This is a genomic window from Acinetobacter sp. 797_lipA, assembly GCF_058243025.1.
In genome coordinates this window covers 3,329,033-3,343,958 of sequence record NZ_JBZAYQ010000001.1, presented here as the reverse complement: position 1 = coordinate 3,343,958, position 14,926 = coordinate 3,329,033, and the positions used below count along the sequence as shown (strand labels likewise).

General features: G+C 39.3%; 13 protein-coding genes, 3 tRNA genes and 3 pseudogenes. 7 read left to right on the top strand and 12 right to left on the bottom strand.

Features of this window, described 5'->3' with window-relative positions:
• Positions 1 to 28 precede the first annotated feature (28 nt).
• The 3 genes from AC4CU2_RS16550 to AC4CU2_RS16540 all read left to right on the top strand — a co-directional run bounded on the left by AC4CU2_RS16550 (position 29) and on the right by AC4CU2_RS16540 (position 5,261).
• Complete coding sequence (locus AC4CU2_RS16550) at positions 29 to 1,423, top strand: TolC family outer membrane protein (protein WP_005401928.1); 1,395 nt, start codon at positions 29 to 31, stop codon at positions 1,421 to 1,423.
• Between the two features lie 266 nt (positions 1,424 to 1,689).
• A complete protein-coding gene (locus AC4CU2_RS16545; protein ID WP_005401927.1) occupies positions 1,690 to 3,825 on the top strand; it encodes a type I secretion system permease/ATPase in 2,136 nt (711 codons plus the stop codon).
• Positions 3,822 to 5,261 (top strand): HlyD family type I secretion periplasmic adaptor subunit, encoded by a 1,440-nt coding sequence (locus AC4CU2_RS16540; protein ID WP_005401926.1) that lies wholly within the window; start codon positions 3,822 to 3,824, stop codon positions 5,259 to 5,261. Before AC4CU2_RS16545 ends, AC4CU2_RS16540 begins: the two co-directional genes overlap by 4 nt.
• 128 nt (positions 5,262 to 5,389) lie before the next feature.
• Here AC4CU2_RS16540 and AC4CU2_RS16535 read toward each other — a convergent pair whose 3' ends face one another.
• Positions 5,390 to 6,007: a CAP domain-containing protein gene (locus AC4CU2_RS16535; RefSeq protein WP_078390486.1), complete on the bottom strand. Its 618-nt coding sequence runs from the start codon at positions 6,005 to 6,007 to the stop codon at positions 5,390 to 5,392.
• Between the two features lie 135 nt (positions 6,008 to 6,142).
• Here AC4CU2_RS16535 and AC4CU2_RS16530 point away from each other — a divergent pair.
• The 3 genes and pseudogenes from AC4CU2_RS16530 to AC4CU2_RS16520 all read left to right on the top strand — a co-directional run.
• A pseudogene (locus AC4CU2_RS16530) lies at positions 6,143 to 6,532 on the top strand (helix-turn-helix domain-containing protein); the annotation flags it as partial.
• A gap of 70 nt (positions 6,533 to 6,602) precedes the next feature.
• Positions 6,603 to 7,693, top strand: a pseudogene (locus AC4CU2_RS16525) (IS3 family transposase).
• A 25-nt stretch (positions 7,694 to 7,718) separates the two neighbouring features.
• Positions 7,719 to 8,048: a hypothetical protein gene (locus tag AC4CU2_RS16520; protein ID WP_050764505.1), complete on the top strand. Its 330-nt coding sequence runs from the start codon at positions 7,719 to 7,721 to the stop codon at positions 8,046 to 8,048.
• Positions 8,049 to 8,081: 33 nt separating this feature from the next.
• Here AC4CU2_RS16520 and AC4CU2_RS16515 read toward each other — a convergent pair whose 3' ends face one another.
• The 8 genes and pseudogenes from AC4CU2_RS16515 to AC4CU2_RS16480 form a co-directional block, all read right to left on the bottom strand.
• Entirely contained in the window at positions 8,082 to 9,119 is a 1,038-nt protein-coding gene (locus tag AC4CU2_RS16515) for a L,D-transpeptidase family protein (RefSeq protein WP_005401921.1), read from the bottom strand.
• 128 nt (positions 9,120 to 9,247) lie between these two features.
• Positions 9,248 to 9,751: pseudogene (locus AC4CU2_RS16510) on the bottom strand (IS4-like element ISAba33 family transposase); the annotation flags it as partial.
• A gap of 28 nt (positions 9,752 to 9,779) precedes the next feature.
• Complete coding sequence (locus AC4CU2_RS16505; protein WP_005401920.1) at positions 9,780 to 10,481, bottom strand: IS1 family transposase; 702 nt, start codon at positions 10,479 to 10,481, stop codon at positions 9,780 to 9,782.
• Between the two features lie 195 nt (positions 10,482 to 10,676).
• Positions 10,677 to 11,423 (bottom strand): ATP-binding protein, encoded by a 747-nt coding sequence (locus AC4CU2_RS16500; protein ID WP_005401919.1) that lies wholly within the window; start codon positions 11,421 to 11,423, stop codon positions 10,677 to 10,679.
• A 10-nt stretch (positions 11,424 to 11,433) separates the two neighbouring features.
• On the bottom strand, positions 11,434 to 12,012 hold the full coding sequence (locus tag AC4CU2_RS16495; RefSeq protein WP_490769125.1) for a DUF1376 domain-containing protein: 579 nt from the start codon (positions 12,010 to 12,012) through the stop codon (positions 11,434 to 11,436).
• Positions 12,013 to 12,079: 67 nt separating this feature from the next.
• Positions 12,080 to 12,328 (bottom strand): hypothetical protein, encoded by a 249-nt coding sequence (locus AC4CU2_RS16490; protein ID WP_005401917.1) that lies wholly within the window; start codon positions 12,326 to 12,328, stop codon positions 12,080 to 12,082.
• A complete protein-coding gene (locus AC4CU2_RS16485) occupies positions 12,321 to 13,502 on the bottom strand; it encodes an Arm DNA-binding domain-containing protein (protein WP_039890980.1) in 1,182 nt (393 codons plus the stop codon). The genes AC4CU2_RS16490 and AC4CU2_RS16485 overlap by 8 nt, the downstream gene beginning before the upstream one ends.
• A gap of 23 nt (positions 13,503 to 13,525) precedes the next feature.
• The gene (locus AC4CU2_RS16480; RefSeq protein ID WP_005401915.1) at positions 13,526 to 13,735 is read right to left on the bottom strand and encodes a hypothetical protein; all 210 of its coding nucleotides are present in this window, start codon (positions 13,733 to 13,735) and stop codon (positions 13,526 to 13,528) included.
• A 113-nt stretch (positions 13,736 to 13,848) separates the two neighbouring features.
• On the opposite strand from AC4CU2_RS16480, the gene AC4CU2_RS16475 reads away from it, so the two are divergent.
• Positions 13,849 to 14,076 carry a helix-turn-helix domain-containing protein gene (locus tag AC4CU2_RS16475; protein ID WP_005401914.1) on the top strand — a complete coding sequence of 76 codons (228 nt, stop codon included), beginning with the start codon at positions 13,849 to 13,851 and terminating at the stop codon, positions 14,074 to 14,076.
• A 472-nt stretch (positions 14,077 to 14,548) separates the two neighbouring features.
• Here the strand turns inward: AC4CU2_RS16475 and AC4CU2_RS16470 are convergent.
• From AC4CU2_RS16470 to AC4CU2_RS16460, 3 genes are all read right to left on the bottom strand, one after another.
• Positions 14,549 to 14,624: transfer RNA gene (locus AC4CU2_RS16470), tRNA-Gly, on the bottom strand.
• Between the two features lie 37 nt (positions 14,625 to 14,661).
• A tRNA-Gly gene (locus AC4CU2_RS16465) sits at positions 14,662 to 14,737 on the bottom strand.
• A 41-nt stretch (positions 14,738 to 14,778) separates the two neighbouring features.
• Positions 14,779 to 14,854: transfer RNA gene (locus tag AC4CU2_RS16460), tRNA-Gly, on the bottom strand.
• Between the last annotated feature and the right edge of the window lie 72 nt (positions 14,855 to 14,926).

Genomic DNA, 14,926 nt, shown 5'->3' with positions numbered 1-14,926 from the left:
TAAGAAACCTTAAAACAAGGGGAAACCTGTGAAAGTATTAGCATTAACAAAAATCGCAAGCATGATTGCTGGGGCAAGTGTAGCAATGACTGTATCAGCAGCAGATTTAACATCTGTAACTAAAACTGCGATTGAAAATAACCCAGAAGTTCAGGTGCAATGGTCAAACTTTCTTGAAGCCACTGCGAATCAAAAACAGGCGCGAGCAGGTTATTTACCATCAATTGATTTAAATGCAGCTTATGGTAAAGGTAACCGTGAATTCGATGGCGATCGTGGTTGGTTCAATCAAGGTCAGGCAGAAATTGCATTAACGCAAGTGTTGTTCGATGGTTTTCGTATTAAAAGCAAAGTTGAGCAAGGCGATTATGCAGCGCTAAAACGCTATTATGAGTTAAATGCTGGTGTGGAACAAAAAGCCTTTGAAGCAGCGCAAGCTTATTTGGATGTTCAACGTTACCGTGATCTGGTTAAATTGGCAGAAACCAACTTTAATAACCATCAACGTGTTTATAACCAAATTCAGCAAAAGACCAAGCAGGGTGTGGGCAATGGTGCGGATTTAGCACAAATATCAGGTCGTTTATCTTTGGCACAAACCAATTTAATGACGGAACAAGCGAATTTAAATGATGTATCAGCACGTTTTGCGCGAATTGTAGGTGTTGAGCCAAGTAGTAATCTTGCACCCGTTACAATCAATGTGGCTCTTCCGAATAGCACACAAGAAGTCGTTACTGCTGCGTACAACAATAACAACAGTTTAAAAGCTGCGTTAAGTGAAATGCAATATGCACGTGCAAGTGCGCAAGAATTCAAAGCCAATATGTACCCGAAACTGTCGTTTGTGGCGCGTACAGGTTTATATCAAAACCGTAATAGTTTTGATGAACGCACCAATCCCGATAACGATAAATACGGGCAAGATAGCGCAGTTGAGTTAAGACTCAACTACAATCTATTTAATGGTTTTGCTGATAGAGCAGCCATGAATGCTGCCAATGCACGTGTTTTACAATCCGATGATTTGAAAAACAAAGCATGTGTCGATATTCGCCAAACTTCAGCCGTGGCTTATAACAATGTCAATAACTATAGCAGCCAGTTGCAATGGTTACAGCGTCATCGTGATGAATCTGCTTCAGTTGTGAAAGCGTATAATGATCAGTTTGATATTGGTCGTCGTACTTTGCTTGATGTACTTGATTCAGAAAATGAAGCCTTTCAGGCCAATCGTGCTTATGTCAGTGCGCAATATGATTTGAAAATTGCACAATTCCAAACACTTTATAGCACAGGACAATTGTTACCTGCGCTAGGTATTCAACGTGATAATTTACCTGCTGTATCAGAAGTGAGTCAGCGTGAAATTAATGCAGCGAATATGTGTTCTGCGAACGTGCAAGCACAAGTTGCTGAATAATGAAAGTATGAAATGAAAAATAGGGTGCAACGTGTGCCCTATTTTTGTTCGTAAAATATACATTTTATATAAGAGAAGTTTTTGTTATTGATTCGTTGGAAGCAATACATTAATTAGACCTCTTTCATAACCCCTTTGTTTTCCCCCTTGAGAATTGGGATGAGGAATATATTCCGCAAGTGGGGTTTAAAAACTTATGAGAGAGGTCTATTAATAGCAAGTTTTAGTTCAAAAAATCAAAATGCATTTTGACCCATGGTGAATAAGTGACAACACAAATATTTGACCCTTTAGCGTTATGCCTGATTCGGGTGGCTAAAGATTATGAGGTAAGTATTACCCAAGAAGGGCTACTTTCTGGCTTGCCTTTGCCCAATGGTTTACTAATTCCGAGCTTTGTTTCGCGTGCTGCAGATCGTGTGAGTTTAAGCAGTAATATAGTGCAGCAAGGTTTAGCACAGTTAAATCACTTTGTGTTTCCTGCAATTTTATTGTTAAAAAATAATACTGCGTGTGTGTTGTATCGAATTGATCATGAGCAGCAACTAGCAACCGTTTATTTTCCAGAATTGGCCGATACCGTTAAACAAATTCCAATTGCAGAATTGCAAGAGCAGTATGTCGGTTCAGTGATTTATCTCCAACAACGTCAGTTTATTGTCGATAACAAACTGAAAATGGAAAAAAATCAGCAACACTGGTTTTGGCGTGTAATTCGTGAACACCGTTCAATTTATAAAGATATTTTGCTCGGTGCATTATTCATCAATATTTTCGCCTTATGTTCTCCATTTTTTGTCATGAACGTATATGACCGAGTTGTACCAAATCATGCATTGGATACGTTATGGGTTTTGGCACTCGGCATCATGATTATTATTACCGCCGATTTTGTTTTAAAGTTAGGACGCAGTTATTTTGTCGATTTAGCTGCGACGCGTGCAGACAATAAACTATCTGCTTATATCATGGAAAAAGTGCTTGGTCGTCGCATGGAGCAGAATAATATGTCGGTTGGTATGACGGCATCAAATATTCAATCCTATGAATCGATTCGTTCATTTACCAGTTCATTGACTGTTGTTTCCTTAGTCGATCTGCCGTTTTTTGTATTGTTCCTTGCGGTCATTTGTATCATTTCATGGGTGTTTGTGATTCCGCTGCTCATTGCAGCATTTATCATTTTATTGCACGCGTTGTCAGTGCATGTCAACTTGAAAAAATTATCTGATGCGATGGCAGAAGCTTCACAACAACGTCAAGCCTTGTTAATTGAAACTTTAAACAATGAAGAAACCATTAAGAGTTTTAATGCTAACGGTCGTATGCAAGCTTTGTGGGAAAAAGCCACCCGTTTTACCGTGCATTATTCTGCAAAGTTACGTTTTTTGGGTGGAACGGTTGGAAACTTTGCGTCATGGGTTCAACAAACAGTTGGCGTCGTCATTATCATCATCGGGGTTTACTTGATTGTTGATGGTAAGTTAACGCAAGGCGCACTCATTGCATGTTATATGATTTCGACACGTGCGTTAGCACCGATTGCACAGGTTGCGGGCTTACTTACTCAATATTATCAAGCGTCAAGCGCATTAAATTTATTGAACCAAACAGTTGAAGCTGAACAAGAACGAGAAAATCTGAAAGGTTGGGTCAGTCATACTCATCTAATTGGCAATATTGAATTTAAAAATGTCAGTTTGCGCTATCCGAATGAGTCACGTTCAGCTTTGGAAGATATTACGCTTTCCATTCGTGCAGGTGAAAAAGTCGCGATATTGGGTAAAGTCGGTTCTGGTAAAAGTTCGATTGAGAAAATATTGTTGTCGCTTTATCGACCTACAGAGGGTGCGGTATTTATTGATCAAACCAATATTGCTCAGATTGATCCTGCGGAATTACGTAACCAAATTGGTTATATTCCACAAGACACTGACTTATTGAATGGTACGGTGTTGTCGAATATTGTGTTGGGCAATCCGCATGTGAGCCGAACCGTACTAGAACAAAGTTTGGTGATTTCAGGTTTAGGACAAATTCTTAAAGCACATGAAGATGGTTTGTCTTTGCAAGTGGGTGAGCGAGGGCACAAGTTGTCGGGCGGGCAACGTCAAGCAATCGCAGTCGCACGTGCAATTGCTCAAAATGCGAAAATTTTGATTTTTGATGAGCCGACCAGTGCGATGGACACACCATTGGAAAATCATGTGATTCATCATTTAAAACAATACATGACAGCCCAACACACATTGATCTTGGTCACGCATAAACCTGCTTTATTGGCTTTGGTCGATCGAATTATCATTCTTGAAGATGGCAAGATCATTGCAAATGGCGAGAAAGAAACGGTCTTGAAAGCGATGTTTCCTCAACAAGAAAAAGCTGCAGGAGTAATGTCGTGAGCGAAGAACAAAAAAAGACCCATCGCGAGAAGCTGTTTCAAGGCGTAGGCAAAAGCATAGAAAACTCTGAAAAGGTGATGAATCCTATTTTCGGGCGTTTGCGTTTGTTTAAACAATATCAGCCTGCCGATGCAAATGATTGGCAGCGACAGGTTAAGGAAGTCACACAATCACAAAAACCACTCAAGACACGAATGACCCTTTATATTATTGCGGTGACTTTTGTCTGCCTGTTGCTTTGGGCAGGTTTTGCCAAAGTCGATGAAATTACTCGTGGTGAAGGCAAAGTTATTCCATCTCAACAGATGCAAGTGATTCAATCGGTTGATGGTGGCGTGGTTGAAAAGGTGTATGTGCAGGAAGGTGAGCACGTCAAAAAAGGCGATCTATTGATTCGTATTGACCCGACACGGTTCACCTCAAATTTGAATGAAGTTAATGCCAAGATTTTTGCCTTGCAAACCAAAGTTAGACGTTTAAGTGCACAATTAAATGGCTCGGGCTATACCTCAGGCAGTGTCCCAGCCGGTGTTTCACCTGATGCAGCGGCAATGATTATGGCGCAAGAAAGCCAATATTATGCAGAAAGTCTGCGTGAACTGAGTCAAAGAACGATGACCAATCAAGGCACGGTTTCGACCCGTCAACAGGAATCGCAACGGGCGCAAGCTGCGCTCGGACAAGCTGAAAGAGCCTATCAACTTGCAGTGCGTGAACTCAATACCACACGACCTTTGTTAAAGACTGGTGCGGTGTCGGAAATGGATATTTTGCGTTTAGAGCGTGATGTCTCCAATGCCGATGGTGAGCGTAAGCAGGCAGCAGCAAACTTACGTGGTTCGCAAGCCTCAATCGGCGAAGCGCAATCAAGAACCTCTGAAGCTGCGGTCAGTTTGAAAAACCAATGGCGCAATGAATTAGCAGAAGCGCAAGCGCAGTTGGTGAGTTTAAAAGAAAGTATTTCAGGCGTGGCAGATCGAGTAAAAACCACAGATATTCGTTCACCGACCAATGGTATCGTGCAGAAAATTTTCTTTAATACCATCGGTGGGGTGGTGAAACCGAGTGATCAAGTCGCGGAAATCGTACCTTTAGATGGTCAATTGATCGTTGAGGCAAAAGTATCGCCGAAAGATATTGCCTTTGTACGACCAGACTTGCCTGCGGTAATTAAATTTACCGCCTATGATTTTTCGATTTATGGCGGAATGGATGCGAAGGTGAAACACATTAGCCCAGACACATTTACCGATGAAAAAGGCAATATGTTTTATATCGTCCGTGCAGTGACAGACAAACCAACTTTCGGTAAAGGATTGTCTGTGATTCCAGGGATGACGGTTCAATTGGATATTATGACAGGTAAGAAAACAATTCTTTCTTATTTACTTAAACCAATTTTAAAAGCGAAAAACAATGCCTTAACCGAGCGTTAAGTCGAATAAACGTCATCAATCTACTAAAAATCCTTCTTTTAAAAAGAGGGATTTTTAATTTATAAAGCAGATTTTATAAGTGTTAATTTCAGTTTTTACCCGATCAAATAAAGATCTTGTACTCGGTTTTAGTTTTTCCCGCTACCAAAGTGTTGCACCCAGTATGTTCGATGGGTTGTAGGATTTCGGCTACATGCGATCGCATAATCTTTAAATTGCGGTTTCATTAAGTTATCGCAATGTCCTGGGCTTAATGCCAGCCAATTTTCAAGAACTTGTTTAAGGTTGGTTTGACCTGTTGCTAGATTTTCACCCCCACCGCCTTTATACCCTGTTTTTTTAATACGGAATCTAAGATTTTCACCTCCACGCCCGACATGACTTAAAATCTGACGTTGTGAAATATCCTGTGCATGCGCAGTTGAGCTCATCTGTAATTGATTATTCCATTTTAATGAATGAGTTGCCGAGTAGGCAATTTTTCCACATTGTTGGGAGTGATTTCGAATTTCATTAATGGCATTTAAAACTGCTTGCTGAAACTGTGGATTTTGAATGTCATCACAAGAGATTTTGTCAAAAGAGGCTAAAGTCTGTTGAGGATTTTTTTGAGTGGGTATCGTTGTTGATTTTGCAATGGTTTTATTTGATTGATGCTGCAAAGGCTGTTGTGGTTGTGAATTTGAACATCCATGTAGTAAAAAGTATAGACTGCATATAAAAGAATGATAAGCAATATTTTTCATAGTGCACCTCTAGCAAATTTTTTTATTCATCAGATGTATTAGTTCAGACTTGATCGGACATAACTCTTGAAAAAGATAAAGTTACCCATTTTGATAAAGGTGTCGAAATCTTAATCAAACAAAGGTAACTTTCTTATGTTGCATACTAACAATCAAATCATTAAACACAAAGTAGGTCTGCTCAATTTAGCTGAAGTGCTTCAGAATGTATCTAGAGCGTGTAAAGTGATGGGTGTCTCTAGAGATACTTTTCATCGCTATCAGGAGCTAGTACAGTCTGGTGACATGGATGCATTGATCAATAAATCCCGTCGAGTACCTAATCTAAAAAATCGTGTAGATGATGCTACAGAACTAGCAGTCATTGATTTCGCAACTCAGTATCCAGCTTATGGGCAGCATCGTACTAGTAACGAATTACGCAAGAAGGGTGTATTTGTTTCAGGTAGCGGTGTTCGCTCTATTTGGTTACGTTATGATTTAGAGAACTTTAAGAAGCGTTTGAAAGCACTCGCAGCTAAAGTGGTAATCCCCCCTAAAAATAATAGGATCTAAAAGTAGAATTTTCTCTTAAGATACGAGCAGGAGATTCTGCATGAAAACATCTAAATTTACTGACAGTCAGATCATGTCCATCTTGAAACAGGCAGAATCTGGCACACCTGTAGCGACCCTTTGCCGTGAACACGGCATGAGTAATGCTACCTTTTATAAATGGCGTGCCAAATATGGTGGTATGGATACATCATTAATGGCTCGACTGAAAGAGCTAGAAGCCGAAAATACCAGACTTAAAAAGATGTATGCGGAAGGGCGATTAAAGGCCGAAATCATCCAGGAAGCGATGGCAATGAGCAGCACTGCTGCGCAAGGGTAAAGCCATCTTGCCGGCGTAAGATGGCACAACAGGCAGTTGCCCAGCATGCCATTAGTATTCGTTTGGCTTGTAAAGCATTTGGCATTAGTGAAACCTGCTACCGCTATCAAGCCAAACTCAGCGATGACAATGCACTCATTGCTGAACAGCTCATTGAACTCACTGAGGAAAATTCCGATTGGGGCTTTGGTTTGTGCTTCTCGTATTTACGGCATGTTGAGAGTTGCTGCTGGAATCACAAGCGGGTTTACCGCATTTACTGTGAGTTGGCACTGAATCTGCGTATTAAACCGAGAAGAAGACTAAAACGGCATGCGCCTGAACCATTGAAAGAACCAATCCGAGAAAATCAGGTTTGGTCATTAGATTTTATGCATGATCAGCTTTCCGATGGTCGCAAGTTTCGATTATTGAATGTGATTGATGATTACCGCCGCGAAGGCCTAGCCATTGAAGCAGGGTTCTCATTGCCCACAATCAGGGTTATTCGTACGTTGAATCAATTGCTGGAGTGGAGAGAAAAACCGTTAGTGATCCGATGCGATAATGGTCCCGAATTTATCAGTCACGAATTTGTGCGCTGGGCTACTGAGCACGGTATTCGTATTGAATATATTCAACCGGGTAAGCCACAGCAGAATGCGTATATTGAACGCTATAATCGGACCATACGTTATAGTTGGCTGAGCAAGCATTTATTTGATACTTTGGATGAAGTACAAGATTATGCAACAAACTGGTTGTGGCATTACAACCATGAAAGACCACATCAAGCTAACAAAGGAAAGCCACCTCTAATGGCTGCTTAACCTCTACTTTTAACTTCGGTTATTTATGGGAGGATTACCGTATCAGTCGAAATTTGTAGGTGATCGGTTACGCACCTTAGAGCTATCGGGTGATGAAGACGCTAGGTTTATTAAAGATACTGTTTTTGCTAAGAAAATATCGACTTATTCAGATTATTTAGACCATAAAGATGAAAAACCTAAGTATCCGAGGAATCTTCCTGGAAATTGGACGTATTCCGAGATTGAGCTGTTTGTTAGTGCCCAATTATTGGCAACTATGAAAAGTGGGAAAAGTATACGCCTAGCGAAATCTTGGCTTTGTGGGAAGAGACAAGAGGAATTGAGCTTGAGAACGCAAGCGCTTGATTGCTAAATTTTGATTTTTCAAATAGCGAGGTAAATTTTTTCATTCCAAGAAAATTACAGTTAACCCCTTATGGAGGACTTTAGCTAAGTTATTAGCATCCCAATTAGTCAATCGGATACAACCATGCGATGCTGTTTTAGAAATTAAGGCGGGATTTGGCGTGCCATGAATCCCAAAAGAAGGTCGAGATAAACCAATCCAAATATTTCCTACAGGGTTGTTGGGTCCTGGGGGGAGGCTTAAGGGCTTAAGATTTTTGCCTTGAATAAAATTCTTAGGGTTATAACTATAATGTGGATTGAACACGATACTGCCGATGGCATGCGTGCCAGTGGGTGAGGGATTATCTTCGCTCCCGATCGTTGCAGGAAAAGATGCAATGATCTTATTTTGTCGATTAAGCAAATATAATTGTTTAGAACCTTTGTGTGCAATAATGCTTTGCACATTATTTGGCAAAACATTTATTACATTTGCGACAATAATCTTTTCACCGACTTTATTAAAATTTGCGCCTGAATTAATTTTTTTTAAAAACAATTCATCCATATGGAATTTTTCACCGAGCATTTCGGTCACACGGGTGTAATACAAGCCCTTCATTTTTGACTGTTCGGCATAATCCACAGGGATCGATTGAGCATAAGGACCTTTCAAGTCTTGTGTGGTAATGGTGTACTCAATAAACGTCGGTTGAGTCGTAACTTCATTTAAAAGCCGCCAAGTATTTGCATCTAACACTCCGTCACCACTTAAACCCTTCATAATCTGAAAAGCTGAAATGGCTTTCACAGTATTTAGGCCCAATATGCCATCAATTGCACCTGAGGATGAGTAATGGCGACTCAACAGCACTTGTAACTTTGCGTAAACAGGAAGATAGCCTTTTTCAAGATTGTCCGACCACTCCGCTTTATTTAGATTATCTAAAGACCATGTGTCGGCTTGGTTTAACAGTGCTAAATTGTTTAGATTGTTGGTGGTAGGAGGAAGTGATTTTTGTGGTTCAGCTGCAAGAGTATAAGTCGAAAAAATATACATACTACTCAGGCAAATAACTAAAAAGCGACTCAACATAACGACTAACCCCCAAACTAATTTTATTGATCAAAATAACTGCACTCATATTTTAAATAAAGTTGATAATTTAAAAATGTATATAAAATGCGGCTTTGTAACAATTTTAACTCTGTACACGACAAATTTCATAGGGCCCTTGTCCTATCAGGCTTTTTCTTTCTTAAAATTGCTAGCACTTTCTTAAATTCTTCTTTTTTCCCAAAACCAATCAAACGTAGAATAGCCATTTGAACATGGTCCAAACCGTAGCGAAATAAACTTACTGAAAGTCGTCCATGCTTCTTTATTTTTATCGCTTTTTTTCGATCATGTTGCCATTCACCTGTTAAATAGCACCAACAGAAACCGATAGCTAGCACTGCTATCAATTTCTTGACTCGTCTAGGGTCTGTTAAACGAGTATTTTCAAGATTGAATCCACGTCCTTTGAGACAACTAAATAAGGTTTCGATTTCCCAGCGTAATGCATAATCACGAATAGCTGAAGCATTCAACATAGGAGAAACAACAAGTAAAAGTTCTCCATCTTCTAATCGTAGCGCACTAATATACAGTTTCACTCGACCAACCCAAATACGTCGTTTACGACATTCAGTTTGACCAACTTGAAGATGACGAAATAAATCACTAGGTGGTGTTTCAAAAAGTATGCTGGCGTTAAACAAATCCATTATTAAGGTAAAAGAAAGTCAAATCAAAGGCTTTAAAATGATTTTCGAGCTTTTTAGAAAAGTTGCAACTTCTCCTAAATCCACGCCTGATTCGATGACGAATTCTACAGTTGTTACCTTCAATACCGACGGTAAAAAACTTACCGATCACTTGCTTGCAACATTGAAATGCTGTAATAAAACTATCCCAATGATCACTCGCAATTCGAGCATATTGAACCCCAAGCTTTTTAAGTCTAGCTTTAAGACGTTGAACCGTTGCTAAATCCCGCTTACCCCAAACATAAGCAACAATTTCTCCAGATTCTCGATGGTAGGCATAAATAAGCCATTGTTTATTTTTCTTATTCCCTACAAAAGTCCAAAGTTCATCGACTTCAAGACATTCGTAGTGGCTTTGTTTAGGCTGAATCTGATAGATCGATTCACTTAAGGTTCGTAATACCTTGCCAATGCTGATACGCTCGACTTCAGCAATATCTCTTACACCGCTTCCTCTGATCATTAAATGTAATATCTTGCCGGTAATACCTGAGTTACACCCTTGATAGCTTAATGCATGAGCACCAATAAACTGACGTTTGCAATCTTTGCATTGATGGTTTTGTTTCCCATCTACTTTGATGCCATTTCTCTTTATATTGTTACTTAGACAGGTAGGACATTTGATTTGTAGCGTTATTTTCATACCTCTATTTTATCAAAAGCCATATTGTTTTTTTCAGCATACTTTTTGAAACACCACCAAATAAGAACGGGTGTTTAGCTTCAAATAAGAATATCTGTCCATTTAATAAGAATATGCAATTAATGCAATTTTGAAAAATCTAATTATAAAAGCCAATTATTTCAGCGAGATAATTGGCTTAAGTAAAGAGTCGTATTATTTGGTTATCCGCTGATCATCCCAATAACACGGTACTACAATCAAATTGTTTTCATGTAATCGTGACCATAATCGGATACCTAAATCTCGCTGCATATTTTGGACTGTGAAATTGGAAATCAGAAGGGTAGATTTCATGTTGTCATAACGACTATACAAAACCTTATGTACCATCTCCAGGCGTTTTTCATGCCGGTCATGCAGGCCATATTCATCAATCACTAATAAATCAAAACTGGAGAAATGGTCGATAACTTCTTTCTCAGAGCGTGAAGCATCTGACCAGGTGTCCATCATTTTTTGAGCAATTTCTGCACTGGTATAGTAACGCGCAGATTTTGTACTGTTATGCAGAATGTTGCGAATAATTGATGCACTCAGATGGGTTTTACCTGTACCCGGTGTACCAATCATCAACATATTTGGGTTGTGGTCAGAAATAATCTGCTGTGCAAAGGCCTGACATAGTTTGATGGTATTGTCTTGTGCAGGGCATGCAACTACATAATTCTTGAAGCCCCGATCCAGGTAGCGTTTATTGAGCCCTGAATTTTTAATTTTCTGTTTTAGCAATCGCTGTTGCAGTTCATTCTCATAGGCTGCATGTGATTGATGGACGGTTTCTTTGGCACACAATTTACAGAGCCTGTGACCTGCAATTTCTATCATGGGTATATGATGGGCAGGGCAAAGTGTTTCCGTTGTTTCTGCGCGAAACTGGAGTGTTTTAAGGATGGTATTCATGGCTGATCTCCTAAATCCATTTTGAATTTTCTAAAAAACTCTCATTTTTTTCTTCAAAATTTGAAGATGAAGATGAAGATGAAGATGAAGATGAAGATGAAGATGAAGATGAAGATGAAGATGAAGATGAAGATGAAGGGCATGATTCAAGTATAACTTGAGTAATACTCGAGCTCTTCTCAGGACCTGCTTGAGCATTTACTTTTTGTTGCTTAGTTGATGCTTGAGCATTACTTGCGGATTTCCCCCAACGTGCTTGAGCTGCATTTTTAGCTTTATCAGATTTCATTTGCTGATTTTGCAATGCCTGGCTTTTTAAACTGGTTAAAAAATTTGAATGAATCTGCTCAGATTCGACTTCAAACAATTCAAGGGCCAACAGCGTATTCAATAAAGTTTTAGCTTTGGTATGTTGCGATAATTTTGTGATGCTACATACAGTCGCTAGGTCATGAGGAATGGCACCATTTTTCCAGAAATCCATCATTAACAGAAGTGTTGCACCGATTTGTTCTACAGTCATTCGTGCGAATTTTGCCTGTAAGTCGCCAATATAAAGTGGCATCCAAATTGAAATATCTTTATGCATGGGTTTACCTTTTTATGGGTATAAGGGGCTAAGGTCATCAATTTGATGACCTTGTATATTTATTAGATCAGGGAGCTAGATTTATTAACCGGATACGGGCTTGTTGAGCTAAATCATCGTAATGGGCTTGTCCATCATCTAGCATTCGCTGTAGCCAAAGTCTCAAAGCCTGATGGTCATCGAAACATTTGTTAACTTTCAGCAAAAAGGCCAGATTGTGCAGTTTGGGAATGTGTAGCTCATAGATTAATTCACGAGCGACCATATCTGCTTCTGGGCTGACGACCACACCACCAAAGAAAGCCTTACTATTCATGTGCAAGCTCCTCTGTATTGAGTTTTTCTAGCATGGCTTCAAAAGCACTGCCATCGCGACGTGTAACATTGGGGATGTAACGGCTATAGACCCGAAACAGCATTTCAGTGGTTGAATGTCCCAGCTGGCGTGCGATCCACTCCGGGTTCTCGCCTGCCGACAGCCAGAGTGTTGCTGCTGTATGGCGTGTTTGATAAGCACGACGGGGCTTTAGCCCTAAAAAGCGTAACAGGGGATGCCAGACACGCTTGCTTACCAAGCGATAATCGAGAGGCCCACCATCACGATTACAGAAGACAAAACTGGATTTACCATTATTTAAGCTTTTCTGTTGTAGAAAGGCCTGATAAACCCGATCACTCATTTGTATGGTACGGTCAGAACCATAAGTTTTGGTTCCACCAAGTTCCCCATTTACTAACGCTTCTCTGATATGGATTTCACGGCGTGGTAAGTCAATGTTCTTCCATTGAAGGCCATCAATTTCACTAGTACGCATGCCCGTAAAAAAGCGGATGGTGTAATAAGGTTTGAAGTCATCACGTACCGTGGTGATAATTTTATGTACATCCTCCAGAGAAAAAGGTGTGACTTCAATCTTACTTTCTTTCAGATTGTTAATATTTTTATAAGGCGACTCAAACTCGTATCGTTCAGCCGCATCATTCAGTATCATACGTAAAGGCGTCATGATTTGATTAATCCTAGATGCTTTCAGACTTGTTTGATTTTTTCCGTGTGTCACTTTGGCGAGAGAGGCGCGGAAGTTCAGCAAGTCTGACTTCTTAATTTTTGTTAAAACAAGATTACCAAAAGCAGGTAACAAGTAATTTTTAATGACAATCGCTACTTTTTGTTGATAAGAACCTCTCCATTCAATTTGTTTCTGTTTAAACCACAAAGCTGTAAAATCTTTGAAAAGTGGCACTTGTGTTTGTACTGCAATTTGTTGACTACGTTTTTCTTTGAAGTCATCAATTTTTTTACTTTTAGGAAAATATTTTTCATATTCAAAAGTACCTAAAGTGATTTCCGCTTCCAGTTGTTCTAGACGCTTCTTTAGTACTCTTCGGTTGTATGCGTTATCTTCAAGGCTCGTTGTTTCTCTGCATCGAATACCCATATAACGGAAGTCAGCAATGAGCCTTCCATTTCGTTCGCGGATGCTAGCCATATTCATAGTTCCTCTATAGTCAATTATTGAAGAGCATCCATGCTTAAACCTGTAAATTTCAGCATTTCCTTTTCGATACGCTCCCAGACAAAGAGAATCTTGCGTCCACCAAAAGGACGAATATAGTGAACACCTTCAATGAAGACGCTATCTTTAAGTTGATTGCGAATAGTACGAGCGTCGTACTGAATTTTTTCAGCCAGCTGTTGGGCTGTAAGATAGGTATATGACATAATAAAAGCCTCTGATTTTTTACTAGTTAAATAGGAAAAATTATCCTTAAAACGTAAATTATCATATTTCTATGTCTTTGCAAGTACTTTTTACTATCTAACTAGGAAATTTTATGATTATTTCAAACTTGGCAGTTTTGTTGGCAGAAAGAAAGCTAAAAGTTGCTGATCTGGTTAGAAGCACTGGAATTAATAAATCTACTTTACATAAACTTTATAATGATGAGTCTGTAAGAATTGATTTTGAGACAATTGATAAGATTTGCACAGCACTAGAGGTAGAGGTTGGAGATTTATTGATTTTTAAAAAAAATATTAATAATCAGTCCAGTGAAGAGTAGTTTGGTCACCGATGGTCACTTTGAAATCTTGATTGGTCACAAAGTAGATATGAAATTTGAACGATCGTTAAAATTTATCTAGATAATTTGAATTGATTTATTTAAAACTTAGATGAATATCTAAAAATGAGCTTTTATAGGTAAAAATTTTGGTCACCGATGGTCACTTTAGAAAAGTGATTGGTCACAAACTTAAGAAATAAGTTCAAATTTGGGGGGGGAAATTCGATTTTTTAGGCCTCTATTTTAAATCTAAACAGTCTAAAATTGTATGTAAGTGAGTAGCGTTTGAGGTCATTTAAGGTGATTTATATACGGTGTGGCACATAATGGTCACATTTTGGGCACTGAATATAGAGCTGGGCAGTAAAATTTATAAGTAGGCTTTAGTAAATAATTCTAATTAGATGAATAAATATCAATTAAATCAACAATAAAAAGCCCCAATCTTTCGATCAGGGCTTTTTAAATCTGGAGCGGGAAACGAGACTCGAACTCGCGACCCCAACCTTGGCAAGGTTGTGCTCTACCAACTGAGCTATTCCCGCGTATTGAGCAGTTTTTATAAAAACTTACACTAAAAAATGGAGCGGGAAACGAGACTCGAACTCGCGACCCCAACCTTGGCAAGGTTGTGCTCTACCAACTGAGCTATTCCCGCGTATTGAGCAGTTTTTGCTAAAACTTACACTGAAAAAAAATTGGAGCGGGAAACGAGACTCGAACTCGCGACCCCAACCTTGGCAAGGTTGTGCTCTACCAACTGAGCTATTCCCGCATAGCGCTGTATGATACAGCAAGCAAGTTCAGGGTCAATAGCTTTATGAAAAAGCTGAGTTTAATTGCATAA

What these genes read in the sequence shown, in the direction of transcription:
- AC4CU2_RS16480 (WP_005401915.1), bottom strand. Translation starts at nt 13,735, where the DNA reads ATGTCATATACCTATCTTACAGCCCAACAGCTGGCTGAAAAAATTCAG.
- AC4CU2_RS16485 (WP_039890980.1), bottom strand. Translation starts at nt 13,502, where the DNA reads ATGGCTAGCATCCGCGAACGAAATGGAAGGCTCATTGCTGACTTCCGT.
- AC4CU2_RS16520 (WP_050764505.1), top strand. Translation starts at nt 7,719, where the DNA reads ATGGGAGGATTACCGTATCAGTCGAAATTTGTAGGTGATCGGTTACGC.
- AC4CU2_RS16535 (WP_078390486.1), bottom strand. Translation starts at nt 6,007, where the DNA reads ATGAAAAATATTGCTTATCATTCTTTTATATGCAGTCTATACTTTTTA.
- AC4CU2_RS16500 (WP_005401919.1), bottom strand. Translation starts at nt 11,423, where the DNA reads ATGAATACCATCCTTAAAACACTCCAGTTTCGCGCAGAAACAACGGAA.
- AC4CU2_RS16475 (WP_005401914.1), top strand. Translation starts at nt 13,849, where the DNA reads ATGATTATTTCAAACTTGGCAGTTTTGTTGGCAGAAAGAAAGCTAAAA.
- AC4CU2_RS16505 (WP_005401920.1), bottom strand. Translation starts at nt 10,481, where the DNA reads ATGAAAATAACGCTACAAATCAAATGTCCTACCTGTCTAAGTAACAAT.
- AC4CU2_RS16515 (WP_005401921.1), bottom strand. Translation starts at nt 9,119, where the DNA reads ATGTTGAGTCGCTTTTTAGTTATTTGCCTGAGTAGTATGTATATTTTT.
- AC4CU2_RS16495 (WP_490769125.1), bottom strand. Translation starts at nt 12,012, where the DNA reads ATGCATAAAGATATTTCAATTTGGATGCCACTTTATATTGGCGACTTA.
- AC4CU2_RS16490 (WP_005401917.1), bottom strand. Translation starts at nt 12,328, where the DNA reads ATGAATAGTAAGGCTTTCTTTGGTGGTGTGGTCGTCAGCCCAGAAGCA.